Origin of the sequence: Micromonospora sp. WMMA1976, from assembly GCF_027497335.1 — a bacterium.
Lineage (GTDB): Bacteria > Actinomycetota > Actinomycetes > Mycobacteriales > Micromonosporaceae > Micromonospora > Micromonospora aurantiaca.
The window spans coordinates 2,230,097-2,254,269 of record NZ_CP114912.1 but is presented as its reverse complement, the minus strand read 5'-3'; the positions used below and the strand labels follow the sequence as shown (position 1 = coordinate 2,254,269).

Below are 24,173 nucleotides of genomic sequence, written 5' to 3'. Positions count from 1 at the left end.
CGTGACGGGGTACGGGCTGCGGCGGGCACTCCGGAGCCGGCCGGTCAGTCGGCGGCGGAGGCTCGTCATCCCTCACCCCTTGAACGCGCCTTCCATGATCCCCTGCACCAGACGGCGCCCGACGAAGACGAACAGCACCAGCAGCGGAATGGTGGCCAGGAAGGAACCGGACATGGCCAGGCCCAGATCGATGTCCCGGTTCTGCTGCAGTGCCTTGATGGCGATCTGGACGGTGTAGTTCTCCGGCGACTTCAACACGATGAACGGCCACAGGAAGTCGTTCCACGCGTAGACGAACGTGAACAGCCCCAGCACGTACGCCGCCGGGCGGACCAACGGGAAGGCGATCCGCCAGAAGATCTGCCAGGTGGTCGCGCCGTCCACCCGCGCCGCCTGCATCAGCTCGTCGTCGATGGTGCTGCCGATGTGCTGGCGCATCCAGAAGATGCCGAACGCGCTGACCAGCCCGGGAACGATCACCGCCTGGAGGCTGTCCACCCAGTCCAACTGGGAGATGATCAGGTACTGCGGCACCACTGCCAGCTGCGCCGGCACCGTCATGGTCAGCACGACGATGAGGAACAGCGTGTTACGGCCCGGGAAGGACAGCTTGGCGAAGGCGAAGCCGGCCAGCGCGCAGAGCACCGCCTGACCCACGGCGATCGTGCCGGCGACGATGAGGCTGTTCAGCAGGGACTGCACGAACGGCACGATGGTGAAGACCAGCTCGGCCAGGTGCAGGAAGTTGCCGCCGGGTGTGAGGGTCGGAGGCAGAGTCGTCGCGGTGGCGGAGTCCGTCGTCGCCACCACGAACATCCAGTAGAGCGGGAAGACGCTGGCGAGCGCCATGAGGGTCAGCAGCGCGTACACCGGGATCGGGACGCGGTTGGCCTGGCGCCGCCGGGCCCGCCGGGGCGCGGCGGTCGGGGGTACGGGCTTCATGGGCGCTCCGAACGGATGCGGGTGGTCAGCAGGTAGTTGAGTCCGGAGAACACCACCACGATGACGAAGAGCGCGACGCCGACCGCCGCGCCGTAGCCGAAGTGGAACTGCCCGAAGGACTGCTCGTAGAGGTAGAGGGTGACGGTCTGGCACTGCCGTGCCGCCCCGCACGTGAGGCCGCCGACCGGGTTGGCCAGCAGCGGCTCGGTGAAGACCTGCAGCCCGCCGATGGTCGACGTCACGACGGTGAACGCGATGATCGGCCGCAACGACGGGATGCTGATGTGCAGGAACTGCTTCCAGCCGTTCGCGCCGTCGGCGGCGGCGGCCTCGTACAGTTCCCGCGGCACCGCCTGCAGCGCGGCGAGGTACAGCAGTGTGTTGTATCCGGTCCAGCGCCAGGCGATCATCGTGGCGATCATGATGTGACTGCCCCACAGCGACGCCGTGAAGTCGATGTGCTCGAAGCCCAGCAGTCCCAGGAACCAATTGATCATGCCGTAGTCCCTGTCGAACATCTGGGCGAAGACGATCGTCGTGGCCGCCACCGAGGTGACGTAGGGAACGAGCACCGACATCCGGAACAGGGCGGCCAGCCGCAGCCGCGCGTGGTTGAGCAGGTGCGCCAGGCCGAGCGCCAGGAGCAACTGCGGCACCGTCGACAGCACCCAGATGCTGAACGTGTTCCGCAGCGCCCCCCAGAAACGGGGGTCGTCCAGCAGTTCGGAGAAGTTGTCCAGCCCCACGAAACGGTGCTCACCGATCGGATCCCAGTCGAACAGCGAGATGTAGAAGGTGAACAGCAGCGGGAAGAGGCCGAAGATCAAAAAGAGCACGAAGAACGGCGAGATGTACGCGTACGGCGCCAGGAACTCCCGTACGCCCTGCTGGATCCGCCTGTTGCGAGCGGGCCTCCGGACGTCCGGTGGTGCCGGGGCCGGGCCGAGCATGGTGGTCAAAGCGTCACCCTCCCGATGGGCGGCGGCCGGGCGGTACCCGGCCGCCGCGCATCAGCCCTCGGTCATTCGCGTACGGCGTTCTTGACGTTCGTCAGCGCGGTGTCCCAGGCCTTCGCCGGGTCCACCTTGCCCTGCTCGACACTGGTGAGCGTGTTGAGGAACTCGGTGCCGATGGGGCCGTCCTGCGGACCGAAGTAGAAGGGCTTGATTCCCAGCACCGACTGGGTGTAGATCTTGCCGATCGGTGCGTTGCTGAAGAACGGGTCGGTCTTCCCGACCAGCTGCGGGTCCGTGTAGACCGACGGGGTGGTGGGCAGCGACCCCTGCATCAGGAAGTGGTCCAGCTGCCCCTTCGGCGACTGCATCTCGGAGATGTAGTTCCACGCCGCCTTCGCGTTCTTGGCGCGCTTGGGGATGGCGAGGAAGCTGCCGCCCCAGTTCCCCGAGCCACCGGGGATGGTGGCGATGTCCCACTTCCCGTTCGTCTCGGGGGCGTTCGTCTTCATCTGGCTGAGCATCCACGACGGTGAGCACACCACCGCGTAGTCGCCCTTCTTCATCGCCGCGGTCCAGCCGGACGAGAACGACCCCTGCTTGGCGGAGATGCCCGCACCGAAGGCCTTCAGCGTCACGTCGAACGCCGCCTTGACCTGCTCGTTGTCGTAGTCCAGCTGGCGGTCGGCGCTGTAGTAGCGCTGACTGCCCTGGTTGACCGCCTGAAAGAAGACGCTGGTCGGCGTGTTGTCCACGAACGGCTTGCCGGTCTTCTGGACGTACGTCTTGCCGACGTTTATGAACTCGTCCCACGTCGGCCAGAGCTTGGAGACCGACTCCCGGTCGGTGGGCAGGCCGGCCGCCTTGAACAGATCCGTACGGTAGGCCACCGCCAAGCCGCCGACGTCGGTCGGCACACCGATGATCTTGCCGTCCTTCGTCGTCGACTGCGCCATCACCCAGTCGAGATAGTTGCCCTTGATGTCGTTCGCGCCCAGCGTGGTGAGATCGACGAAGTTGTCCGGAGACTGCATGAACTTCGGCAGGTCGTCGGCCTGGATCAGCACCAGGTCAGGCACCTTCCCACCGGCCAGCGCGGCGGTGAGCGCCTGCGCGGTCTCGGTCGTGGTGCCCACCTCGGTGAGCTTGACGCGCACATCCGGGTGCGCCTTGGTGTAGACGTCGACGTCGGCCTTCTGGTTGATGTTGGCGAACGACCAGAACTCGAAGGTCTTCGAGTCGGACTCGCCGTCTGATCCGCCACAGCCGGCGAGGAGGAGCACGACGGCGGCCATGACGGCTGTGGTGGTGGTCCGGACGCGTTTCAACGGCCCTCCAGCGGTGTGATCGTGAGCGGCGGTGGTGGGGGTTCTCGCCGGCGCAGGGCACGCAGGCAGAAGCCGACGAGTGGCCGCACCGACGGGTCAGTCGTCGTCCCGTCGTCAGTGCGCTCGCCGCCTCCGAAACTTATCGAGATATTTATATGCCATGATTTTGTGCGCTGAGGCTACTAACTGCCCCGCCATCCGTCAACAGGCGCGCTGCCAGGGAGAGCGCTTGACGGCAGGGTGGATTTCCGACCGGACGAGCGCCGAAAGTTTCGGAGCGGGTGGCGCGGCCCTCTCGGAAGGAGGCCGTCGGCGACCCTCTCGTCCACGCCCGGACAGCGGCCCGACGCCGGTCGCGGCGGCGCCATCGGCTGGATGAGCACCGGCGCGAGGCGAGCTTCTCCTGGGCGATCTTCGCCCGCATGTAACCGCTGTCCGGAAGCCGTTCGGAGCCCACAACCGAGAAGACCACGTAGTGACCCACCCCGGCGTCCGCAGCAGCGGCGAGAAGGTTCCGGGTGGACGTCTCGAAGAACTACAGGGCGGCGCCGCTCTCGAGCGACGGCGAGTTCGACACGTCGACGACGGCGTCGGCACGGGAGAGCACGTCCGCCACTCCCTCGCCGTTCAGTGTGTTCACGCCGGTCTTCGGCGACGCTGGCACCGCCTCGTGGCCCTGGCCGCCGAGGATCTTCACGAGCTTGGAGCCGATGAGCCCGCTGCCACCGATGACGACGATCTTCAGGATCGAGCCCCTCCCTGTGCGCCCTGGCTGAGTCGCGCTGCAACCAGTAGGACGGAACCCCCGCAGGGAATGCAGGAATTTGCCGAAAGAGCTCAATGGAGATCGACCCACCCTTGGATACATCGACGCGGCGCGGCCCAAGAAAGCCTTCGATGTACGGGAAGACCTCATCTCCCGTTCGCGACGGGATGGCCGTGCCCGGGTGCAGACCAGTTCGGTCTTGAGGGTGGCGAAGCGGCCTGAGAGGGTGCTCGGTCTTGAGTCGGGCTCTCCGCCGTCAGGTAACTCTGTCGCCGTTGCCACGGCTCATGTCTCGCGCATGTGCCCCGATCAGACCATCCGGTACCTCGGAAGCAGGTTGAGCGACCGAATCGAAGCAAGAGAACGCACGGAATCAATTGGTAGTGGTGACCTGGGTCAGCCCCGCCTCAGCACGTGCCTTGACCTCAACCAAGCTTCAGCTTGAACACTGGCCGGGACGCTGTCCCATGCAAGGGGTGCTACAGATGCGCGCAATACAGGTGGCCGTGTTCGGTGGTCCGGAGGTGCTGTGTCCCACGGAACTGCCCGACCCGGTACCCGAACCGGCCAGGTCGTCGTCGGTATGGCTGCGGCAGACGTCATTCTCCTCGACACCCTGCTGCGCAGCGGCTGGGGCCAGGACCTCTTCCCGCGGACGTTGCCGTACGTGCCGGGTGGCGGAGGAGCGGGCACGGTGGTGGAGACCGGCGAAGGGGTAGACCGGGCATGGATCGGTCGCCGTGTGGTTGTACGGACCAGCACCGGTTACGCCGAACGGATCGTCGCGGACGTCGAGGAGACCATGCCGGTGCCCGACGGACTGGCCATCGAGGTGGCGGCCGCGCTGGTGCACGACGGCGTGACCGCGCTCAGCCTGGACCGGCTGGGCAGGCCGGAGAAGGGAGAATGGGTGCTGGTCTCAGCGGCTGCCGGTGGAGCCGGCTCGCTACTGGTGCAGTTGGCCGTCGATGCCGGCGCCCGGGTGGTCGCCGCCGCATCCAGCGACGTCAAACTGGCACTGGCCCGCGAGTTGGGCCCGGAGACTACCGTCGATTACACGCGGTCGGACTGGATCCGCCGGGTGCGGCAGGCGACCGGTGGCGGTGCGGCGTTGGTCTACGACGGGGCGGGTGGCCCGCTCGGCACGGCCGCCTTGGGCGCGGTGGCCGACGGCGGCCGGTTCGTCACCTACGGTACCGCCGACGGGTTCGCCGCACCGGACCCGGAGTCGGCCGCGCGCCGCGGTATACGGGTGCTCGCTCCGCTACTGGACGGTCCCCCGAACCAGGAAACCGTGCGCGAGCTGCTGGGACGTGCGCTGGAACGGGCTGCGGAAGGGCGGCTGCGGCCGGCGATCGGCGCCGCCTACCCACTGGAACAGGCCGCTGATGCCCACCGTGCACTTGCCGCACGCACAACCGTGGGCAAGTCACTGTTGCTGGTCGGCGGTCGAACGGCCAGCTGACTTGTCGTCGTCGCCGACGGCGCATGGAACTCGGCGTCCCACACCGCTGCGGGTCCGGATCCGCGGTCGAGGCGGCTGAGAGGGGGGCATACGCGGGCGGTAGCTGCGCAGGTGTGCCACCGGAATCGGACGATAGGCCCGCTGCGGCCGCGGGCGGGATACCGAGGGCTGGTGAGATCAAGGCGGCTGTCGGCCGACGTCGATGACTGCTGCGTCCTGGTTCGCGATACTGGCCCGGCTTCGTCAGAGGATGGTGACGGTGATCACCTGTAGCACTTGACGCGGTGCTGCACATGTCTGTCCTGGATGCAGTCGTGTATCCAGGACAGGAGCAGAGCATGACGACCGCGTTGCTCGACCGCGCGCCGACGCCGCCGCCCGTCAACAGCCCTCCCGGGCAGGCGCCGCGGTTGTACGTGCTGGACGGGTTGCGGCTGGTTTGTGCTCTTGCCGTGGCCGGATACCACTTCGGCGACTCATGGAGGTTGGACGGGGTACGCCCGCCGGCATACTTCCTGCCGGACGCGGCACCGGTGCTGATCTACGGCTTCCTCGGAGTCGAGACGTTCTTTCTGATCAGCGGGTTCGTGATCCTCATGAGCGGCTGGGGACGCACCGTTCGCGAGTTCGCTGCCTCTCGCGCCGCGCGACTCTATCCGGCGTTCTGGGTATGCGTGCTGACCACGACAGCCGTGACGACAGTGCTACCGATCAGCGGCGGGCTGCCCTTCCCACCTCCGCCGGACGGATGGGACGTGCTGGTCAACCTGACCATGCTGGCGGAGCCTCTCGACACGCCGCTTGTCGACACCGTGTACTGGACCCTCTGGATCGAGCTCCGGTTCTATCTGATCGCGGCGTGCATTCTTGCGGCCAAGCTGACCGACCGGGGAGCAAAGATGTTCGCTGCCGTGTGGCTGGCCGTCGCCGTGGTCATGCCCGCTTTCCGGGGTGCCGCCCTGGACGAGGTCGTGATGTCCGATTTCGCGCCGTACTTCGTCGCCGGAATTACCCTGTTTCTGCTTCGCCGCAACCGATCCGATCGATGGCTTTGGGTGCTGCTGGTCGCCGCGTGGCTGGTCAGCCTGCAGCGTGTGCACGAGCGGACCCTGGAGTTGAAGCCCGGCTTCGAGGTGCCCGTCTGGCCGGCACCGGTGCTGCTCACCGGGGTGTACCTTTTGATGCTCGTCATCGCGCTCGGTTACACCGACCGGGTGAAGATGGTCTGGCTGGCCACCGCGGGTGCACTCAGCTACCCCTTCTACCTCTTGCACCCGCGCATCGGGTACAGCGTGATCCGCAAGGTGTACGAGGAAACCCACCTCCCCGCGTCGGTACTGATCGGCGGCGCCGTGCTCGGGCTGCTGGCGGCAGCCTGGCTTGTCCATCGCTTCGTCGAGCGCCCACTCGCACCCCTGATCCGCGGCTTCGTCTTGGACCGGCCACGACAATGACCATCAGCCGCAGCGCGCCGAACACGAGGAAGAGTGTGGATCCAACGACCGCGGATGCCGATTCCGCCTTCCGCGAGCTGTTCGGGGCCACGTACGACGATTTGCTGCTCTTCGTCGAACGCCGTGCACACCTCACCGTTGCCGAAGACGTGGTCGCGGAGACGTTCTTGGTAGCGTGGCGCCGCTTGGACGAAGTACCGAAATCACTCGGCGAGGCGCGCGCCTGGCTGTTCACCGTGGCCCGCAATGTCCTGCACAACCGGCAGCGCAGCGACCAGCGGCAGCAGAGCCTCGCGCTTCGCGTCCTGCGGGAACCCGATGCTCCGAGCAGCGCCGAGGCGGACCTCGCGGCCACCCGCATCGACCTGGTGAAGGCTTGGCAGCGCCTGTCACCCGCCGATCAGGAAGTGCTGACGCTGACCGCGATCGAAGACCTCACCGGGCCGCAGGCAGCACACGTACTGGGCATTTCCCGGCCCGCGTTCAGTCTGCGCCTGCTGCGCGCCCGCCGCCGCCTGCGTCAGCATCTCGGTCAGCGGCCGAACAGCGAACCCACAAACGTCCCTGCACCGGCCGGCCCCTCACGACGCGGAGGCTCCGCATGACCGACGACGATGTCCTCAACCAGACGATCCGCTCTGCCGCGGTCCCGGTGCCCGCACGCGTCGGGCAGGAACCCGCGCGAGAACTGCTCGAGCGGATCGTCGCCACTGATCGGCGACCACGCCCAGCACCAGCGCGCACACCGCACCGCCGGCCTCGCCTGGCGATCGCCGGTGCTGCCGGAGCGCTCGCCGCCGCTGTCGCCTTCACCCTGACATTTCTCAACGCCGGTCCCGCGTTTGCGTCGTGGACGCCCGAGCCGAGTCCGATCTCGGATGCCGAGGCACGCGACCTCGTCAGCAAATGCCTGCCTGCCCAGGATGCGAGCGTCGCAAGGGTGGTCATCGGTGAAAGACGCGGCGAGTACGCATACGTGAATGCCGTGTCGCCGGCCGGAAGCCAGACGTGCTTCCGCGATCGCAACGGAGACGTGCGGAATACCAGCATCCTTACCGTGCTGACCAGCACCGAGCGGCTCGGCGCCGGGGGTGTCGAGATGTACTCGTGGGGTCAACTACGTACCGACGAAGGCTACGTCCGGATCATGGCGGGACACGTCGGCTCACAGGTGACGAGTGTGGAGATCAACTTGCGGACCAAGGATGGCGATTCGTCACGGACGGCGCGGGCAACCCTTCGCGACGGTTACTTCGGCGCCTGGTACCCCGAGGGCTCCGACGAGTCGAGCAGCAACATCACCACACTGACCGTCCGCCTCGCCGACGGCAGCGCGGTGAACCTGTCCGCCCGCGAACTGTACGAACAACCGAAGCTGGACTGAGAGGGCGGCTCGGCAAGCCCGCCCTCCGACAGTCGGCAGCACGCCATACTTCCGCATCGCCGGAGCCGCCTACCGCCCGCCGCTCGTCACCCACGCCTGTCGGCATGCCGTCGCCCCGTCGCCGGTCAACGGCCCTGCGGGCGCTTGACGTTGTCTCCGAGCCTCCCTGACCTACCTCGCCGGCGCCGGGTTACCCCGAGTCGTGCTGGTGGCCTGGGGCGGTCACGCCGACGGCGGCAGCTCGCCAAGCGGGTCTACGTCCACCCCGACAGCAGCCGCCTGGAGGCGGCAGCCGAGCACCAGATCGTGTACCGACCGGACTTGCGGCAGCCCGTCCTCGGTCAGCACGATCGTCACCCGGGGGTGTCCGGGAGGAGTGCGCCGGGGTCGTCCGGCACGTCCACACGCGGGCCGATCGGCGGGCACACCTCGGATCGAGGTCGGGGTTGGCCATCGGCTCAGTATTCGACGCCACCGCCGGGGCCGCCCGCCGAGCACGACGACGGGCGACGCTCGCCGGCGCGACAGCCGGAGGAAGCGGCCCTCGACGCGCGGTGAGCGCGACGAGGGCCGCGGCCCGGGCGGGTGGCAGTGGACGGCGGGCGGTGGTCAGTCGGGCGGGGCCATCCGGCGACGCAGTTCCCGCTTGAGCACCTTGTGGCTCGGCCCGAGCGGCAGGTCGTCGACATACCGGATCTGCCGCGGGTACTTGTGCCGGCCCAGATGCTCCCGCGACCAGTCGATCATCTCCTGCTCGTCGGGCAGGCCCGGTCCGGCCGGGTCCGCCACCACCACCGCGCAGACCTCCTCGCCGTGACGCGGGTCGGGCACCCCGATCACCGCCACCTGGCCGACCGCCGGGTGCCGGGCAAGGACCTCCTCCACCTCGCGTGGGTAGACGTTGAAGCCACCCCGGATGATCATGTCCTTCTTCCGGTCGATGATGGTGATGAACCCGTCGGCGTCCTTGCGTCCCAGGTCACCGCTACGGAACCAGCCGTCCACCACCGCCTCCGCGGTCGCCTCGGGCCGCCCCAGGTAACCGGCGAAGACGTTGTGCCCCCGGATGACGATCTCGCCGAGCTCTCCGGTCGGCAGCAGCTCGATCCGCTCGTCCACCTCCGCGCGGGCGATCTCCACCTCCACGCCCCAGACCGGGTGCCCGATGGTCCCGGCGCGGGTGCCGAAGTGCGGCTGGTTGGTGGTGGCGGTGGGTGAGGTCTCGGAGAGCCCGTACCCCTCGAAGACCGTCGTCTGGAAGGCGGCGTGGAACCGTTCCAGCACGGCCACCGGCAGCGACGCCCCGCCGGAGACGCAGAGCCGCAGCCGAGGCAGGTCGTCCCGGTCCCGGGCGGCGTCGAGCAGCGCCACGTACATGGTGGGCACGCCGTGAAAGACGTCCACCCCCTCACGCAACATCAGGTCGATGGCGGCCGGCCCGGTGAACCGGCTCAGCAGCACCAGCGTCGCGCCGATCCGGAAGGTGCCGTTCATCGCCACCGTCTGGCCGAAGCTGTGGAACAGCGGCAGGCAGCCGAGCACTACGTCCGTCCTGCGCGCGTCGTTGGCGTCGAAGACGTTCACGGTGGCGTTCATGACCAGGTTGAGGTGGGTGAGCACGGCGCCCTTGGGCACCCCGGTGGTGCCGCTGGTGTAGAGCACCACCGCCGGGTCCTCCGCCGACCGGGTGACGTACGACGGCAGCGGTGGCAGCGGGTGGCTCAGCTCCTCCAGGCGGGGCGCGACCGCGCCGGCGGCCGCCGGCCCGACGGTCACCAGCGGCACGCCGGCCGCCGCCGCGGCGGCGGCGCCCAGGGCGAGCTGGGAGCTGTGGCACACCAGCAGCTTCGTGCCGCTGTCGGTCAGCACGTGCGCCGCTTCGTCCACGGTCAGCAGCAGGTGCACCGGGACGAGCACCGCGCCGGCGGCGAGGGCCCCGTAGTAGACCCGGGGGAAGTCCACCACGTTCGGGGCCAGCAGGGCCACCTTGTCGCCGGGGCCGACCCCCCGCTCGCGCAGCCCGGCGGCGTAGCTGCGCGCCTCCAGCCACAGCTCGGCGTACGTCACCCGGGTGTCGCCGTCGACCACGGCGACGGTGTCGGCGTGCCGGCGGGCGGACTCGGCCAGCACCATGGCCAGCGACAGCGCGGTCATCGGGCCACGCCCCGCACCAGACGGCTGACCGTCTCGGCGACGCAGACCGGCTTGCCGCCGGCGTCGCTCTCCACGGTGACCGCGGTGACCACCTGCACGCCGCCGTCCACGGGTGACACCTCGGCCAGGGTCGCGGTGGCGCGGACCGCGCTGCCGACCCGGAGCGGGGCCGGGAAGCGCACCCGGTTGAGGCCGTAGTTGACCCCCATGGCCACCCCCTCGACCCGGTAAAGGCCACCGGCCAGCGCCGGCAGCAGGGACAACGTGAGGTAGCCGTGCGCGATGGTGCCGCCGAACGGGCCGGCCGCGGCCCGTCGCGGGTCGATGTGGATCCACTGGCGGTCGTCGGTGGCGTCGGCGAACCGGTCGACCCGTTGCTGGTCGATCCGGAACCAGGGGCCGGGGCCCAGGGTCTCGCCGGTCGCCTCGGCCAACTCCTCGATGGACGCGAAGACCCTCATGCCAGGTGCCCTCCCAGCTTCGTGTAGCCGCGCAGCAGGTCGCGGGAGATGATCAGTCGCTGCATCTCGTCGGTGCCCTCGAAGATCCGGTAGAGCCGGACCTGCCGGTACCAGCGCTCGATCGGCAGCTCGCGGGTGTAGCCCATGCCGCCGTGGATCTGCAGGACGCGGTCGACCACCCGATTGACCATGCCCGCGCCGTAAAGCTTCGCCATCGAGGAGGCGTGTCGCGGGTCCATGCCCTGCTCGACGGTCCAGGCGGCGCGCAGGATGAGCCAGCGGGCCGCCTCCAGCTCGGTCTCCGAGTCGGCGATCATCCACTGGATGGCCTGGTTGGTGCCGATCTTCGCGCCGAAGGTCTCCCGGGTGTTGGCGTAGTCGATGGCCATCGACAACGCCCGCTCGGCGATGCCGACGGCGTGCGACGGGATGATGTAGCGGCCCTTGCCGATCCACTCCATGCCGAGGCTGAAGCCCTGCCCGGGCTCGCCGAGGATGTTGCGCCCGGGCACCCGGACGTCGTCGAAGACCAGCGAGGCGGGGCCACCCTCGCCCATCGTCTGGATGAACTCCGAGCGCCAGCCCATCGACCGGTCCACCAGGAACGCGGTCGCGCCGCCGTGGCGGGCGCCCTTCTCCCGGTCGGTCACCGCGATCACGATGGCGAAGTCGGCGTCGTGGCCGCCGGTGATGAAGGTCTTCTCGCCGTTGAGGATCCAGTCGTCGCCGTCACGGCGGGCGCTGAGCTTGATGTTGGCCGCGTCGGAGCCGGCGCCGGGCTCGGTGATCGCGAAGCAGCTGCGCCGCTCCCCCTCGATGGTCGGGACCAGGTACTCGCGCTTCTGCTCGTCATTGGCGTGGAACAGGATGTTGTCCGCCTCGCCGCCGAACCGGAACGGCACGAACGAGCGGCCGAGTTCGGTCCAGATCAGGGACTGGGTGACGGCCGGCAGGTCCATGCCGCCGTACTCCTCCGGGGTGGCCAGCCCCCAGAACCCGAACTTGCGCGCCTTGAGCTGCAACTCGCGCAGCTCGCTGTGCTCCAGTCCGGGCCGGTGCGCCCGTTCCCGCCTCAGCAGCTCCTGCTCCAGCGGCATGACCTCCCTGGTGATGAAGTCGCGGGCGGTGTCGCGGATCGCCCGCTCGGTGTCGGAAAGCGCGAAGTCCATGTCCCCTCCGGGTGCTGGTCCGCCGGCGCGCCTCAGCGCGCGCCGCCGTTGACGTACAGGGTCTGCCCGCTGACGTACGACGCGTCGTCGCTGGCCAGGAAGGCGATCACCGAAGCGATCTCGGTCGGCTGGGCGACCCGGCGCAGCGGGGTGTGCTCGGCGACCGTCCGCTGATGCTCCTCCGGGCTGCTGCCGACCCGCTGCGCGGTGGCGGCGGTCATCGCGGTGGCCACGTAGCCCGGGGCGACGGCGTTGACCGTGACGTCGTACGGGCCGAGTTCGATGGCGAGGGTGGCCGTCAGGCCCTGCACCCCCGCCTTGGCCGCCGCGTAGTTGACCTGGCCCCGGTTGCCGAGGGCGGAGCGGCTGCTGAGGTTGACGATCCGGCCGTAGCGGGCCGCGACCATGTGCTGTTGGGCGGCCTGGCAGCAGAGGAACATGCTGGTCAGGTTGGTGGTCAGCACCGCCTCCCAGTGTGGCAGGGGCATCTTGAACAGCAGGTCGTCGCGGGTGATGCCGGCGTTGTTCACCAGCACGTGCAACCCGCCGTACGCCTGCACCACCCGGTCGGTCATCGCGGCCACCGCCGCGGGGTCGGTCACGTCGCAGCCGATGCCGACGGCCCGGCCGCCGGCCGCGGTGATCTCGTCGGCGACCGCCCGGCTGCGCTCCTCGTCGAGGTCGACCACGGCGACGGCGGCGCCCTCGGCGGCCAGCCGGTGCGCGGTCGCCGCGCCGATGCCCTGCCCGGCGCCGGTGACGACGGCCACCCGGTCGGCGAATCTGGTCACGGTTCTCCCCTTTGCTAGAAGGCGTTGACGCCGGTGAGCGCGCGTCCGATGAGCAGCTGCTGGATCTGGCTGGTGCCCTCGTAGAGGGTGGCGACCCGGGCGTCGCGCAGGTACTTGCCGACCGGGTACTCGTCGATGTAGCCGTACCCGCCGAAGACCTGGACGGCGTTGTTGGCCGCCCGGACTGCTGCCTCGCTGGCGAAGAGCTTGGCCATCGAGGCCTCGGTGGCGAACGCCTCGCCCCGGTCCACGAGGTCGGCCACCCACCACACCAGCAGCCGGGCGGCGGCGGTGTCCACGGCGATGGCGGCGAGCAACTGCTGCACCAGCTGGTGCCCGGCGATCGGCTTGCCGAACTGGGTGCGCTGCCCGGCGTAGCCGACCGCCGCGTCGAGGCAGCCCTGGGCGATGCCGACGCAGCCGGCGGCCACCGACATCCGGCCCTTGGCCAGGGTGGCCAGGGCCAGCCGGAACCCGCCGTCGGCCGGGCCGAGGCGCGCGGAGTCGGGCACCCGGACGGCGTCGAAGCGCAGCTCACCGGTTGCCTGCCCGCGCAGCCCGAGCTTGCCGTGGATCTCCCTCCGGGTGAGCCCGGCGACGTTGGTGGGCACCAGGAACGCGCTGATGCCCCGGTGTCCGGGCCCGCCGGTGCGGGCGAAGAGCAGGACCACGTCGGCCACGGTGCCGTTGGTGATGAACGTCTTCGCGCCGGTGATCAGCCAGTCGCCGCCGTCGCGGGTCGCCCGGGTGGTCAGCGCGGCCGCGTCCGAGCCGCTGTCCGGTTCGGTCAGGGCGAAGCAGCCGAGCGCGGTGCCGGCGCAGAGCCGGGGCAGCCACTCGGCCCGCTGCGCGGCGGACCCGTACGCGGCGATGGCCTTGGCGACCAGGCCGAGCGACACCGAGACGATGCCCCGGACGGCGGAGTCGCCCCGGCCGAGCTCCTCCAGCACCAGGCAGTAGGAGAGGTGGTCGCCGCCGGACCCGCCGTCTTCCTCGGGGATGGTCAGCCCGAGGAAGCCCAGCCGACCGAGCTTGTCCACGATCTCCGGGTCGACCGACTCGCGCCGATCCCAGGCCGCGGCGTGCGGGACAACCTCACGGTCGACGAACTCGGCGGCGAGCTGACGAACCGCCGCCTGCTCCGCGGAGAGCTGAAGGTCCATGCGGCATAAACTAGCGCTGCAAGTTTAAATACGTCCAGACCCGGCTGTGGCAGAGTTGCCGCGGACCGACGAGTGAGCGAGGGAGGCGCGGATGCCCCGGCCGAGGCAGGCGCTGCTCAGCCGGCAGCGGATCGTCGATGCCGCCGCCGCGCTGATCGACGCGGACGGGCTGGAGGCGTTCTCCACCCGCCGGCTCGCTGCCGAACTCGGCGTACGCGGGCCCTCGCTCTACAACCACTTCGCCACCAAGGACGACATTCTCGACGCGGTGGCCGACAGCGTCACCGCCCAGGTGGACGTCTCCTTCTTCGGGCACCTCGACTGGCGCGAGGCGCTGCGCCGGTGGGGGCACTCGTATCGGGCGGCGCTGGCCGCGCACCCGAACATCGTGCCGTACCTGGCCCGCGGGCCGGGCCGGCGGCCGGCGGCGCTGGCGATGGCCGACGCGGTCTACGGCGGGCTCGTCGCTGCCGGCTGGCCGCCCGCGCGCGCGACGCACATCGGCGCGCTGATGCGCTACTTCGTGGCGGGCTCCGCGCTCGGATCGTTCGCCCGTGGCTTCGTCGAGGACCCCGGGTTGTACGGGGAGCGGTACCCGCACCTGACCCAGGCGCACCGGCTCGCCGAACATCAGCAACGGGTGGACGAGGGCGCCTTCGCGCTCGGCCTCGACGCGCTCATCCAGGGGCTCGCCCGCACCTACGAGGAGCACGTCGGGCCGCTACCACCCCTCCCGCCAGCCGATCCGGGGCACTAGGGCAAAAAAAACTTGCAGCGCAGCGGTGGCCGTCGCGAACGGCTCCCGGTACGGCCTGGCCGGCGCTGTCCGGTCCGCCGACGAGCAGCGGGCGGTGCGGGTCGCCCGGCGGATCCGCACCGGAGCCGTGAGCATCAACGGCGCGCCGTTCAACCCGCTCGCCCCGTTCGGTGACTACAAGCAGTCCGACCCCGGCCGGGAACTGGGTCGCTACGGGCTCGACGAATTCCTCCAGCCCAAGGCGATCCCGCGATGAGGGCGCTGCTCGCCCACGGCGTGGACCAGCCGCTGACGGTGGAGGAGGTGGAGCTGCCGGACCCCGGGCCGGGTGAGGTACGGGTGCGGGTACGGGTGCGGGCCGCCGGGGTCTGCCACTCGGACCTGTCTATGGTCAACGGCACGGTCGCGCCGCCGTACCTGCTGGTGCTCGGGCCCGAGGCGGCGGGCGAGGTGATCGAGGTCGGCCCCGGCGTCGACCGGGTCCGGCCCGGCACGCGCGTGGTGCTGAACTGGGCGCCGCCCTGCCGGCGGCGCTGGGCCGCACCGCGTAAACGGGGGTTTTCGGGGGGCGGTTCAAATCTCCATAGAAGAAGTTCAAAGCCCTGACCAGCATTCTCACTGGTCAGGGCTTTTTCTTTGTCGGGACGGCCGGATTCGAACCGACGACCCCTTGACCCCCAGTGAACTAGCAGGTCTGCCGGCGGCTGCCGGACGATTCCGGCCCGTGCCAGACATGCAGGTCAACGGCCAGGCGAGGTCCGAAGCAGATCGAGTCCTGCCGGGCCTTATCAGGCCGTCCGTGAGACGGTTGTGAGACATCACAGCCGCCAGTCCTGGGGAGGCGCTGGAGATCATAAACCAGCACCTCCCCAGGACTGGCTCTGCGACAGATAGGACGTGCGGCGCGATGGCCGCCGCTGCCGAATACACGGGTGACGGGTTGGTGGCGAACGTCATCGCCATGCCGAAAAGACCGCTTCCCCTACTGCTACACCCGGCATGCCACCAAGAGGCACAGATTTGCGGCATCGCCGAGCGGGAGATGAAGGCTAGATGACTATGCCAGGATCGATGGCCAGGTAGGTGTCGGCGGTCGCGGACTCGAGCTGCTGCGGTCGCCCGAGTCTAACCGGCGGTTCGCGGTCAACGAGGCTACGCCAGTCGGTGTCGCTCCCCTCTTCGAACCCGATACGCGCGGCGGCCAGCAGATCTCGGCGGTGCTGCTGCGTTAGTCGCCGGTAGCTACTCAACCGCCACCAGTTCTGGACCTCCGGCTCCGTCCGCTCCCACCGTGGCGGCGAAGTGGAAGGCCTCGCCGTAGTAATCCCCGCGCTCAACGCATCATCGGCGAGGCGCCGCGCCATCGAGTCCTCATACTCCTGCTCCGCCTCAGAATCGGCACGCTCCGCTAGAGCCGTTTCAGTATCGATAAGCGACTGGCAGGCCGCGTACAGACGGCGGGACATACCCACCGAGATGCCGGCGCCCGGCAGTTCGGCGGTGAGCATGTCGACGCCGACTTGCGCCGCCAACTCCGCAGAGCGTTGGGGAAGGTCAACAAGGCGGGATCGAAGCGATGCTGAGGACTGGTCCGACTCGATCAGCGTCACGGGCGATGGGCGACGCCGTGCCTGGGCACGCCGCGGGTCAACCGCACCGCCGAGCGGTACGACACTGGCATGCTCTCCGTTGCTCAGCAGAGCGAGGTAAATGAGCATGCTGGAGCGGGCCAGCCGGTAGAGGGCATCGTCATCCGTCGCCGGGTCGGGTGGGAGCACGGGGCCGGGGTTTACGCCGACGCTCTGAGGAGCGATGTTCCGCTCGTCTCGGGTGTCGATATCCACCGTCATGAAGAGGCATTCTTCCAGGCTCGTGCCGCACAGTACCCGACGGTGCGGGCCGTTGACGATTCCGTCCAGAGCGAGCTGCTCGGCACCCTCCCGCAACTTGCCTTTCGACAATCGGCGCTGCGCCTTGGCCTCCACCAACCAATTGGTGGGTCGGAGCGGATGCACACCTAACAGGTCCGGCTTACGAACTGTGTCATCCCACAAGCCAGGATCGGTGTTGGGCGGATATGAGTCCTCAGCGTGAAGACTATGACCCATGCCGAGCTGGCCCCAACACAGCCACTCGGCCATCGTCATTCCGATTCGGTAGCTAAAGGCTCCCTTTGCCGTTATTTCCGTACCACGCTGGTAAACCTCATTGGCAACAACTCGGTAGCCCTCCCTACCGTCGGGACCAATGCCCTCTTGGCGGCGCAGGTACGCGCGAAGCGGCGAACAGCGCGAGATGATTTCCAACTCCGCTAGTCTCGGTACGTTGGCGAGCCAGGGTGTCACATCCCTACCGACGGTCATCGCCGCGTGCAGAACCTCGCGCCAACTGGTCCGAATTAGGTAATCACCGGCGAGCGGTAACCCGGTAGCGGGCCAGGTAGCACGGGCAGCCCGGACGGCATTCGGCCAGGGCCTTCCCTGTGGATTCAGCGGGGAGCTGTACCGGAGGAAGACAGGTACATCGAAGGCATCGCTGACACCGATCGGGTCATCTGCAGCGCCACTACTAACGTGCACGCGGCAGTCTCGCACAGACTGCACCGCTGCCGCTGACCCAGCGACCGCCGCATGCAGCCGCGAACACTAATTAGAGTCCACCATCCTGTCTGCCGTTGACACGCACGCTGAGGAGCGGGCTGCAGCCCGACCCGCCAGGTCAAGGGAACCTTGACGGCTCGTCTGGACGCTGGCGGGGCGGGCTGGGGCCTGCGCGGCTCCCCCGGGTCGATGGCTGACAGGATGGCCCGCCGCTACCACCCGCAGAGCCAGCGGCCGCAGACGGCCTCCGGCCATCCTGGAGCCGGGGCGCCCCCGCCGGAGGCGCAATAATCCGCAACCCCGGCGCGGCGCCTGGACTCGCCGACGCAGCGGATGCCCGCCCCCCAGATCGCGCATGGTCGCGCTGCCCTGCCCGGTGCCAGCCGAATGCTGGACCGGTGGTGGCTCCTACCGCAACGGCCGGAAGATGCTTCTGCCTCACATCAAAGCGTTCGACCTGCAAATTAGAACACCAGTACGTTTTTGCCAGGCCATTTGTTAGCGCGTGTCGCTGGCCTGACGTCGGCGAGCGCGATAAGTTGTGCGGCTCGCTGCTGGGCCGATTTTCGGCCCTCTCCACTCGTTGTCCGGCACGTGACAAACGCGGCGACTGTCCAAGGCCGGCAAGCCGAAAGGGCTCTTCGTGGTCGCCGAACACCCTTCGCAGCGCGTCCTGCTCACCTGGGCAGACATCGCCGCCGCCGCAGCGGGTCTTGAGCCGGATATGCGGGATCTGCTTCTGGAGCTAATCCGGGCCAAGAACCCGAATCTGGCGACAAGCGTCACCACCGCCGACGGGCCCTGGTACGTACGGAACTTGCATGTGCGCGGTCACGTCGGGGTCGCCGAGGAAGCCGTCGACCTGCCCCTGAAGCCAACTACCGGCCTCACGATCGTCACCGCTCGCAACGGCACCGGCAAGACGAGCATTGCCGACGGCGCCCGGCACACCCTCAGCGGCGGAACCAGGCGGTCCTACCAGGTGCTGGCGAACAACGTCCACTATCCGCATCGCGACATTGTTGTCACAGTGAGCAACGGACGTCGAGACATCGAGATCGTCTGCGGAGCAGACGAAGTTGTCCAGTGGCGCAACACGAATGGCTCGCTCAGCACCCCGCCCAGCGAGTGGACTGAAGCATTCGAACGCTACATGCCGGTATTGCTGTACCCGGAGATGTCTCAGGTCATTCAGGATCCGAGCAATCTGCACGCGTTCTTGAAAGACGCACTGGAATTGACCGCGCTTGAAGAACTGCAGGCCCTCCTGAAGACTGACCGGGAGAAGGGCACGGCGGCACGGCGTGCGGTGGAGGCCGCACACGCCAGCGCGCTAAACGGCATCGCGAAGGCCGGCCAGGAGGAACTGGCCAGGATGGTGCGCGAGTACGGGGCGTTCCCAGACGAGCAGGCGCAGGCTCGGATCATGGGGCTGGCTGAAACTCTCCCGGAGTCGGCGCCGCCTCCGCTGGGTCTGCCCGACACCTGGACGATCGATGACGGGCTTCGGAACCGGGCCGTCATCGCCCTTACACGGCTGGACGATGCCGTTCGATCGGATGCGGCCGGGGCGAACGCGCTCCTCGCGGTGCTCCAGAAGGCGCTCGCCCTTGGCGACACGCGGCTCGACGACCTCCGTGACCGGGACGTATGCCCGGTCTGCCGGACGGCCGGGCAAGAATGGGCACGCCGCGCTTCCGAGGATGCCGAGCGGCTGAGGACGGCCACCCGGGAACTGCGCAGTGCGACCGCCGCCACGACTACCGCCCTGCAGGGCCTTGAAAGATGCTTCCCGGCCGCGCTGACCGACTCCCTGCGCCGGGCATTGACTCAGCTGACGGATCCGGCCACCGAGCTGCGGATACGGCAGTGGGACCGGCTCGTCCGCTTGGCTACCGATTTCGCCACCGTAGCCCCATCCATCGCATCGCTGACTGAGGCGCTGGACGAGAGCACCGATCTGGCTGGCTGGTACGGGAGCATCCGCGACGGCCTTCTTGCCCGGCGTGACGACGCCATCGCCGCGCAGGCGACGATCCGCGCGCACATCGAATCGTGGATGGACGTCCGCAGCCGGGAACGCCCGGCACTGGTCAGGCTCGCCGTGGCGGAGCGGCTGGACCGCAAGGTCGACCGGTGGATCCGGACCGCGCGCGAGGACATTTTCGCGCCCATCGGCAAGGAGGTGATGGAGTTGTGGTCCGTACTGAACCCAGACGCGGACCTCAAGCTAACCGGCATCGCCCTGACCGGCGGGACGAAGCTCCGGCGGAGTGTGGCGCTAGACCTCGCCGACGGCGACGTGGCCCTGCCCACCGGCAAGAACAGCTCCGCGATCCTAAGCACCGGTCAGCGCAACGCTCTCTCGTTGGCCACGTATCTGCCCCGGGCAACCCAGCCAGAGAGCCCGTTCGGATTCCTCATCCTCGACGACCCGATCCATGCGTTCGACACCTGGCGAGTGCGGTACCTGGCTCGGCATCTGATGACCCTCGCTGACCGCTTTCAGGTGGTCGTGTTCACCCACGACGACCGCCTCTGGCGTGAGCTCCGCGGCTTGGGCGCGATGCCAACCCACATTCGGATGGACCGGTACGGTGACGGCCGGCCGCAGGTCCGGGTGAGGCACGTGGCCAGTCCGGGGATTCAGCGGCTGGACGAGGTCCAGCGAATCCTCGGAGCCGAGAAGGGAGCGCCTATCGGGACCCCCGACGCCGTCACCGCGATGACTTTGGCAATGTGCCGGCAGGCCGTCGACACCGAGGTCGTCGCACAGATCGAGATCCTGGGCCGGCGGGTCGGCTCACCCGAGGCCACAGTTGTCGCCGACCTCCGAAGCGCACGGAAGACTCTCGACCAATTGGCACTCCTGAACAACTATGCCCGCCGTGCGGGTCTGCGCGCCATCGACGTCAACGGATTTACGCCGACCGTGCACGCACTCAACGGCGCGGCGCATGGCCGCGCCCCCGAGGGGGACCCCCAGCTGTGGGTACGCCAAACCCGGAAGATCATTAAAGCTGTCCAACAGGTCGGGAGCTGAGATGGCCACTTATCCGGACGTCGAGCTAGCGGACCTCCAGGCCGCCTACCGAGGGTGGCCTGGCGGCCCGACCGAAAAGGCGGCGCTCGCAGCGCTGGTGCTTCGCGTTCGCATCGAGCGCGCAGCGGCCGGGCTGCCCAGCACGGTGATTGCTGCGAAGCCGGACATCTCCATGATCGAACGACGGCTGTACCTCAGCATCGGCGAGCCGGGGCTATCGCCTGAAGCCCAGGTCCGCCGCATGCGGGCGATCGCCGGCGCGCTGGAGGCATACGTCGCGATCTGCGAGATCCTGCATGGCCGCAACCCAGATCCGACGCCCCCTCTGAAGGATATCGATGCGTGGACTTCGGCCGTCGACGCACTCGAGGAAGACCTTTACCCGGCTCCCGCGGCCCTGCGGGACCGAAGGTTGCAGGGTGCAGCTACTGGACGATAAGTCGCAGTAACGGCTGCCAACCGGCCGCGGCTACATCGCCGTGATTGCTGGGGCGGTCGGCAGCGCGAGGACCCCTCCGATGACTCCGGGACTGCCCCGGGTTCGGTTGCTTCGGGGTTGAGTGGTTCAGGCCGCATGTGCCGGGCCCCGTTGATTGAGCCTTTTCCAAGGCGATCTTGCAGCTCGGGGCGGGTGTGGCAGGCCCGGTGATCGATGGGTGCGAGGCTCCAGCAGGACAGCTGTCGACCAAGAGTCGAGGCCCCGACCGGGAGCCTCGCCATGCTGTCCTACCCCGCCACGATTCCGTTGTCAGCCGTATCCTGAACCACCTCGCCGAACGCATCCGCGGCCACCGCAAGCAGCGCCGCTCCCGGTGACGGCGCCTCGACCCCGGTCGACAGGCGCTACTGGCTCTCGCCCACCTGCGCAACGGCGACGCCCTACACCCGACTCGCTGCCGGCTTCGAGATCGGCGTCGCCACCGCCTGGCGCTATGTGCAGGAAGCGATTGCCCTGCTCGGGACGGCCGCCCACGACCTGGCCACCGCCATGGAACGGATCCGCCAGCTGGCGTACGCGGTCCTGGACGGCACCCTGATTCCGACCGACCGGGTCGCCGACCAGCGGCCATACTACCCCGGGAAACACAAGCACCACGGCGTGAACGTGCAGGTCATGGCCGATGCCGCTGGCCGGCTCGTCTGGGCTTCCCCGGCGCTGCCCGGTTCGGTCCACGACCTGACCGCAGCTCGAACCCACCGCATCATCGACGCGCTGACCAGCGCAGACGTACTGACCTTCGCCGATAAGGGCTACCAAGGCGCCCGCGGCACCGGCTGGACCCCGTTCAAACGCCGCCGCACCCGACTGTCCCGCCGGTAGAAGCCGTCAACCGGCACCACGCCAAGATCCGAGCCCTCGGTGAACGCGCCCGTCTCCACGCTCAAGACGTGGAAGATCCTGACCGAACTACGCTGCTGCCCACGCCGCGCCACCCCGATCGTCCAGGCCATCCTCGTCCTTCAAGCCGCCGAGGAAGCACGCTACCCACGATGAAAATGGCTCTTTGTAGCTACGCTCTCTCGACAGGGTTGCACCGGGACGGGTGATCAGCGAACCCGTTCCGCTGAGGTACTGTCAGCCGATATCGGACTAGGTCAGCCCAAAGCTCTGACCAGCACAAATGCACAACCACCGGGCTGCTGCAAAATCCGCCTCAACCAAGGCTCGGAAAGCGGCTCTGACCTGCGACTTAAGGTTCCGGGTCGCTCATCACCCTGGAGGGATCGCAACGAGTAGACCTGCACCTGCGCGGGGTGGTGCTGCGGGTCGCTCATCACCCCTGAAGGGATCGCAACACCCTCAGCCGGAAGCTGCCGTTGAACTTGACGCGCGCGTCTCTCATCACCCCTAGAGGGATCGCAACCGTGGCCCGGCCGGCACCATCACCCGCGCGGTCAGCGTCGCTCATCACCCCTGGAGGGATCACAACGTCGCCGAGTCGTTGTAGGGCCCGTACATGCCCTTCGGTCGCTCATCACCCCTTGAGGGATCGCAACATGAAGTTCTTGACGTAGGACGCGCCGGGCGGGACGGTCGCTCATCAGCCTGAAGGGATCTCAACGCCGCCAGCCGCAGCCCATCGGGGATGTGCCGCCCGGGCGCTGATCATCCCTGAAGGGATCGCAACTAGAAGGTGTACTCCCCGACCATGTTGGCGACGGCCGTCACTCATCACCGTCCACCGCCCAGGTGGTCGACGAGCGCTATCGGGTCCGTGCGGTCAACCCGCGAGGGATCGCAACATGTAGATGTGAACCTCTTTGGCTATCTCCTGGCCAGGTCGCTCATCACCCCTAGAGGAATCGCCACCCGGAGGCCACTTCGGCGAATGTAGCCTTGCGCTGGACCAGCAGCGGCTCCAACGGGACGCGCCCCGACACCCTGTTCCGCAACGGGTACGACGAGCCGGAATGACTGCGGCATCGCCGGGCCGCTAGCTCTCCTCGCGATCGCCGCCAGCTTGGGGGTCAGCCGGTCTCGGGCCCCCCAGGGCCGATCGGTGCCGAAACAGCGGCGCGGCTTCGCCGCGCAACACACCGACCGCGGCCACCTGAACTTCCGTGTACGCCGTCAGGTCAGCTTCCTGATCGACTCCGCGAGGGCATCGAGCGCCTCGGCCACCACTTCAGGCGACCCGCTCAGATCCATCGGGTGGGTGTGCAGGCGCTGGTTGCCCCCGACCACTGTGATGACTCGGTCCGGAGCGAGGTCGGCACGGCAGTAAATGAGCATTCCGCGTCGTAGTCGCAGGGCCGTGGTGTAGGCCAGCAGCTGGTAATAGTCGCTGGTACGCCCCAGACCGCCCCCGGTCAGCTTGTACTTAACGTCCGCGACGAAAACGGTCTTCGTGCCGCGCAGGAAGACCAGGTCGGGGTTCATGGTGACGGCCGGCGAGACGCTCAGGGGGACAGCCATCTGCTCGACAACCTCGATTGTGGGGTAGAGCCTTGCGCGTAGCTCGTCCCCGATCCACTTCTCGAATAGCTTGTTCATGTCGACCAGGAAGGTCTGCGCTGTCAGTCCACCCGCGCCCTGGGTGAGGCCGAAGCCCTCGAGGACCAGCCGCGCGAGGGTAAGGGCCGGTTGGTAGTGCTGATTGAGCGGTGTGCGCCGGATCAGGTCGTACTCGGTCATCGCGACCGGTGAGTCACCCACTCCTTCGAGGCGTTGAAGCAGCTCACCGGCCATACGCCGGAGGACGGGGCCCACCGGCCACCGCAGGACGTGCCGAACGGCCGCCAGTAGGATCCGGTTCTCGGGGATGTCTGCCGTGAAGTCGTCAAAGCGGCACGGCACTGGCCAGGAGTCCCACGGCCGCGCGGCCAACTGCTGGACGTCCATGCGTCCGCGGATCACCGGGAGTCGCTCGTTGGCGGCACGGTAGCCGTGGACGAGCCCTCGGCGGGTCGCCCCGTTGGTCGTCCGTAGCAGCAGTCCCGCCACGCCTTCGACGAGGTCGCTCTGGTCGTACGCCGCCCCGTCGGTCCCCCACTCCACCAGTCCTGCGCCGGAGGTGAACATGGTCAGAACCGTCCGCAGGTCCTGCACCTTCGGCAGGATCTGGATGGTCAGCCGAGGTAGGACTACGGCGCCCACCCAGGAGGTGGCCTGGAGGAGGTAGCAACCGGGCTCGTCCGACGGCGTGAGTCCGAGGCGACCGCCGGGGAGGCCGCGGAGCACGGACACCTCCGCGACGTTGAGAGCTACGGGCCGCGGCGAGGTCTCGTACTCGCGAAGCTTG

Annotated in this window: 19 protein-coding genes and 3 pseudogenes; 10 read left to right on the top strand and 12 right to left on the bottom strand. The window is 68.4% G+C overall.

Annotation, left to right across the window (positions count from 1 at the left end):
- Nucleotides 1-72: 72 nt before the first annotated feature.
- The 4 genes from O7546_RS10525 to O7546_RS10510 form a co-directional block, all read right to left on the bottom strand.
- Complete coding sequence (locus O7546_RS10525; protein WP_194799878.1) at nucleotides 73-942, bottom strand: carbohydrate ABC transporter permease; 870 nt, start codon at nucleotides 940-942, stop codon at nucleotides 73-75.
- Nucleotides 939-1,892 (bottom strand): sugar ABC transporter permease, encoded by a 954-nt coding sequence (locus O7546_RS10520; RefSeq protein WP_194800120.1) that lies wholly within the window; start codon nucleotides 1,890-1,892, stop codon nucleotides 939-941. The genes O7546_RS10525 and O7546_RS10520 overlap by 4 nt, the downstream gene beginning before the upstream one ends.
- Nucleotides 1,893-1,963: 71 nt before the next feature.
- Nucleotides 1,964-3,223, bottom strand: a complete 1,260-nt coding sequence (locus O7546_RS10515; protein ID WP_228531752.1) for an ABC transporter substrate-binding protein — start codon at nucleotides 3,221-3,223, stop codon at nucleotides 1,964-1,966.
- 535 nt (nucleotides 3,224-3,758) lie between these two features.
- On the bottom strand, nucleotides 3,759-4,064 hold the full coding sequence (locus tag O7546_RS10510; RefSeq protein ID WP_228531751.1) for a hypothetical protein: 306 nt from the start codon (nucleotides 4,062-4,064) through the stop codon (nucleotides 3,759-3,761).
- A gap of 410 nt (nucleotides 4,065-4,474) precedes the next feature.
- Here O7546_RS10510 and O7546_RS10505 point away from each other — a divergent pair.
- The 4 genes and pseudogenes from O7546_RS10505 (at nucleotide 4,475) to O7546_RS10490 (ending at nucleotide 8,292) form a co-directional block, all read left to right on the top strand.
- A pseudogene (locus O7546_RS10505) lies at nucleotides 4,475-5,454 on the top strand (zinc-binding dehydrogenase).
- Between the two features lie 338 nt (nucleotides 5,455-5,792).
- The gene (locus O7546_RS10500) at nucleotides 5,793-6,908 is read left to right on the top strand and encodes an acyltransferase (protein WP_281600839.1); all 1,116 of its coding nucleotides are present in this window, start codon (nucleotides 5,793-5,795) and stop codon (nucleotides 6,906-6,908) included.
- Nucleotides 6,905-7,513: a sigma-70 family RNA polymerase sigma factor gene (locus tag O7546_RS10495; protein ID WP_194799875.1), complete on the top strand. Its 609-nt coding sequence runs from the start codon at nucleotides 6,905-6,907 to the stop codon at nucleotides 7,511-7,513. Before O7546_RS10500 ends, O7546_RS10495 begins: the two co-directional genes overlap by 4 nt.
- Nucleotides 7,510-8,292, top strand: coding sequence for a hypothetical protein (locus tag O7546_RS10490; RefSeq protein WP_281600838.1), 783 nt, complete (start codon nucleotides 7,510-7,512; stop codon nucleotides 8,290-8,292). Before O7546_RS10495 ends, O7546_RS10490 begins: the two co-directional genes overlap by 4 nt.
- Nucleotides 8,293-8,514: 222 nt before the next feature.
- On the opposite strand, the gene O7546_RS10485 is transcribed toward O7546_RS10490, so the two are convergent.
- The 6 genes from O7546_RS10485 to O7546_RS10460 all read right to left on the bottom strand — a co-directional run bounded on the left by O7546_RS10485 (nucleotide 8,515) and on the right by O7546_RS10460 (nucleotide 14,030).
- Nucleotides 8,515-8,649, bottom strand: coding sequence for a hypothetical protein (locus tag O7546_RS10485; RefSeq protein ID WP_255533003.1), 135 nt, complete (start codon nucleotides 8,647-8,649; stop codon nucleotides 8,515-8,517).
- 252 nt (nucleotides 8,650-8,901) lie between these two features.
- Complete coding sequence (locus O7546_RS10480; RefSeq protein WP_194799873.1) at nucleotides 8,902-10,446, bottom strand: long-chain fatty acid--CoA ligase; 1,545 nt, start codon at nucleotides 10,444-10,446, stop codon at nucleotides 8,902-8,904.
- On the bottom strand, nucleotides 10,443-10,907 hold the full coding sequence (locus O7546_RS10475; protein ID WP_194799872.1) for a MaoC family dehydratase: 465 nt from the start codon (nucleotides 10,905-10,907) through the stop codon (nucleotides 10,443-10,445). Before O7546_RS10475 ends, O7546_RS10480 begins: the two co-directional genes overlap by 4 nt.
- Entirely contained in the window at nucleotides 10,904-12,076 is a 1,173-nt protein-coding gene (locus O7546_RS10470) for an acyl-CoA dehydrogenase family protein (protein ID WP_116507000.1), read from the bottom strand. Before O7546_RS10470 ends, O7546_RS10475 begins: the two co-directional genes overlap by 4 nt.
- Nucleotides 12,077-12,108: 32 nt before the next feature.
- Complete coding sequence (fabG, locus tag O7546_RS10465; RefSeq protein ID WP_194799871.1) at nucleotides 12,109-12,867, bottom strand: 3-oxoacyl-ACP reductase FabG; 759 nt, start codon at nucleotides 12,865-12,867, stop codon at nucleotides 12,109-12,111.
- 14 nt (nucleotides 12,868-12,881) lie between these two features.
- Nucleotides 12,882-14,030: an acyl-CoA dehydrogenase family protein gene (locus O7546_RS10460; protein ID WP_281600837.1), complete on the bottom strand. Its 1,149-nt coding sequence runs from the start codon at nucleotides 14,028-14,030 to the stop codon at nucleotides 12,882-12,884.
- 91 nt (nucleotides 14,031-14,121) lie between these two features.
- On the opposite strand from O7546_RS10460, the gene O7546_RS10455 reads away from it, so the two are divergent.
- From O7546_RS10455 to O7546_RS10445, 3 genes and pseudogenes are all read left to right on the top strand, one after another.
- Complete coding sequence (locus O7546_RS10455) at nucleotides 14,122-14,787, top strand: TetR/AcrR family transcriptional regulator (RefSeq protein WP_269696663.1); 666 nt, start codon at nucleotides 14,122-14,124, stop codon at nucleotides 14,785-14,787.
- 22 nt (nucleotides 14,788-14,809) lie between these two features.
- A pseudogene (locus tag O7546_RS10450) lies at nucleotides 14,810-15,043 on the top strand (aldehyde dehydrogenase family protein); the annotation flags it as partial.
- Entirely contained in the window at nucleotides 15,040-15,393 is a 354-nt protein-coding gene (locus O7546_RS10445) for an alcohol dehydrogenase catalytic domain-containing protein (RefSeq protein WP_348651250.1), read from the top strand. The pseudogene O7546_RS10450 and the gene O7546_RS10445, both read left to right, overlap by 4 nt.
- 443 nt (nucleotides 15,394-15,836) lie before the next feature.
- On the opposite strand, the gene O7546_RS10440 is transcribed toward O7546_RS10445, so the two are convergent.
- Nucleotides 15,837-16,772 carry a hypothetical protein gene (locus O7546_RS10440; RefSeq protein ID WP_281600836.1) on the bottom strand — a complete coding sequence of 312 codons (936 nt, stop codon included), beginning with the start codon at nucleotides 16,770-16,772 and terminating at the stop codon, nucleotides 15,837-15,839.
- A 1,258-nt stretch (nucleotides 16,773-18,030) separates the two neighbouring features.
- Here O7546_RS10440 and O7546_RS10435 point away from each other — a divergent pair.
- From O7546_RS10435 to O7546_RS10425, 3 genes and pseudogenes are all read left to right on the top strand, one after another.
- The gene (locus tag O7546_RS10435) at nucleotides 18,031-20,430 is read left to right on the top strand and encodes a hypothetical protein (RefSeq protein WP_281600835.1); all 2,400 of its coding nucleotides are present in this window, start codon (nucleotides 18,031-18,033) and stop codon (nucleotides 20,428-20,430) included.
- 1 nt (nucleotide 20,431) lies between these two features.
- Nucleotides 20,432-20,869, top strand: coding sequence for a hypothetical protein (locus O7546_RS10430; RefSeq protein ID WP_281600834.1), 438 nt, complete (start codon nucleotides 20,432-20,434; stop codon nucleotides 20,867-20,869).
- A 279-nt stretch (nucleotides 20,870-21,148) separates the two neighbouring features.
- Nucleotides 21,149-21,925 (top strand): annotated as a pseudogene (locus O7546_RS10425) (transposase family protein).
- 1,077 nt (nucleotides 21,926-23,002) lie between these two features.
- Here O7546_RS10425 and O7546_RS10420 read toward each other — a convergent pair.
- Nucleotides 23,003-24,118 carry a hypothetical protein gene (locus tag O7546_RS10420; RefSeq protein WP_281600833.1) on the bottom strand — a complete coding sequence of 372 codons (1,116 nt, stop codon included), beginning with the start codon at nucleotides 24,116-24,118 and terminating at the stop codon, nucleotides 23,003-23,005.
- Between the last annotated feature and the right edge of the window lie 55 nt (nucleotides 24,119-24,173).

Bases quoted from the DNA above. Each gene is read 5' to 3' on its own strand.
- O7546_RS10525 (WP_194799878.1), bottom strand. From the start codon at position 942: ATGAAGCCCGTACCCCCGACCGCCGCGCCCCGGCGGGCCCGGCGGCGC.
- O7546_RS10520 (WP_194800120.1), bottom strand. From the start codon at position 1,892: ATGCTCGGCCCGGCCCCGGCACCACCGGACGTCCGGAGGCCCGCTCGC.
- O7546_RS10500 (WP_281600839.1), top strand. From the start codon at position 5,793: ATGACGACCGCGTTGCTCGACCGCGCGCCGACGCCGCCGCCCGTCAAC.
- O7546_RS10495 (WP_194799875.1), top strand. From the start codon at position 6,905: ATGACCATCAGCCGCAGCGCGCCGAACACGAGGAAGAGTGTGGATCCA.
- O7546_RS10490 (WP_281600838.1), top strand. From the start codon at position 7,510: ATGACCGACGACGATGTCCTCAACCAGACGATCCGCTCTGCCGCGGTC.
- O7546_RS10480 (WP_194799873.1), bottom strand. From the start codon at position 10,446: ATGACCGCGCTGTCGCTGGCCATGGTGCTGGCCGAGTCCGCCCGCCGG.
- O7546_RS10475 (WP_194799872.1), bottom strand. From the start codon at position 10,907: ATGAGGGTCTTCGCGTCCATCGAGGAGTTGGCCGAGGCGACCGGCGAG.
- O7546_RS10470 (WP_116507000.1), bottom strand. From the start codon at position 12,076: ATGGACTTCGCGCTTTCCGACACCGAGCGGGCGATCCGCGACACCGCC.
- O7546_RS10460 (WP_281600837.1), bottom strand. From the start codon at position 14,030: ATGGACCTTCAGCTCTCCGCGGAGCAGGCGGCGGTTCGTCAGCTCGCC.
- O7546_RS10455 (WP_269696663.1), top strand. From the start codon at position 14,122: ATGCCCCGGCCGAGGCAGGCGCTGCTCAGCCGGCAGCGGATCGTCGAT.
- O7546_RS10445 (WP_348651250.1), top strand. From the start codon at position 15,040: ATGAGGGCGCTGCTCGCCCACGGCGTGGACCAGCCGCTGACGGTGGAG.
- O7546_RS10430 (WP_281600834.1), top strand. From the start codon at position 20,432: ATGGCCACTTATCCGGACGTCGAGCTAGCGGACCTCCAGGCCGCCTAC.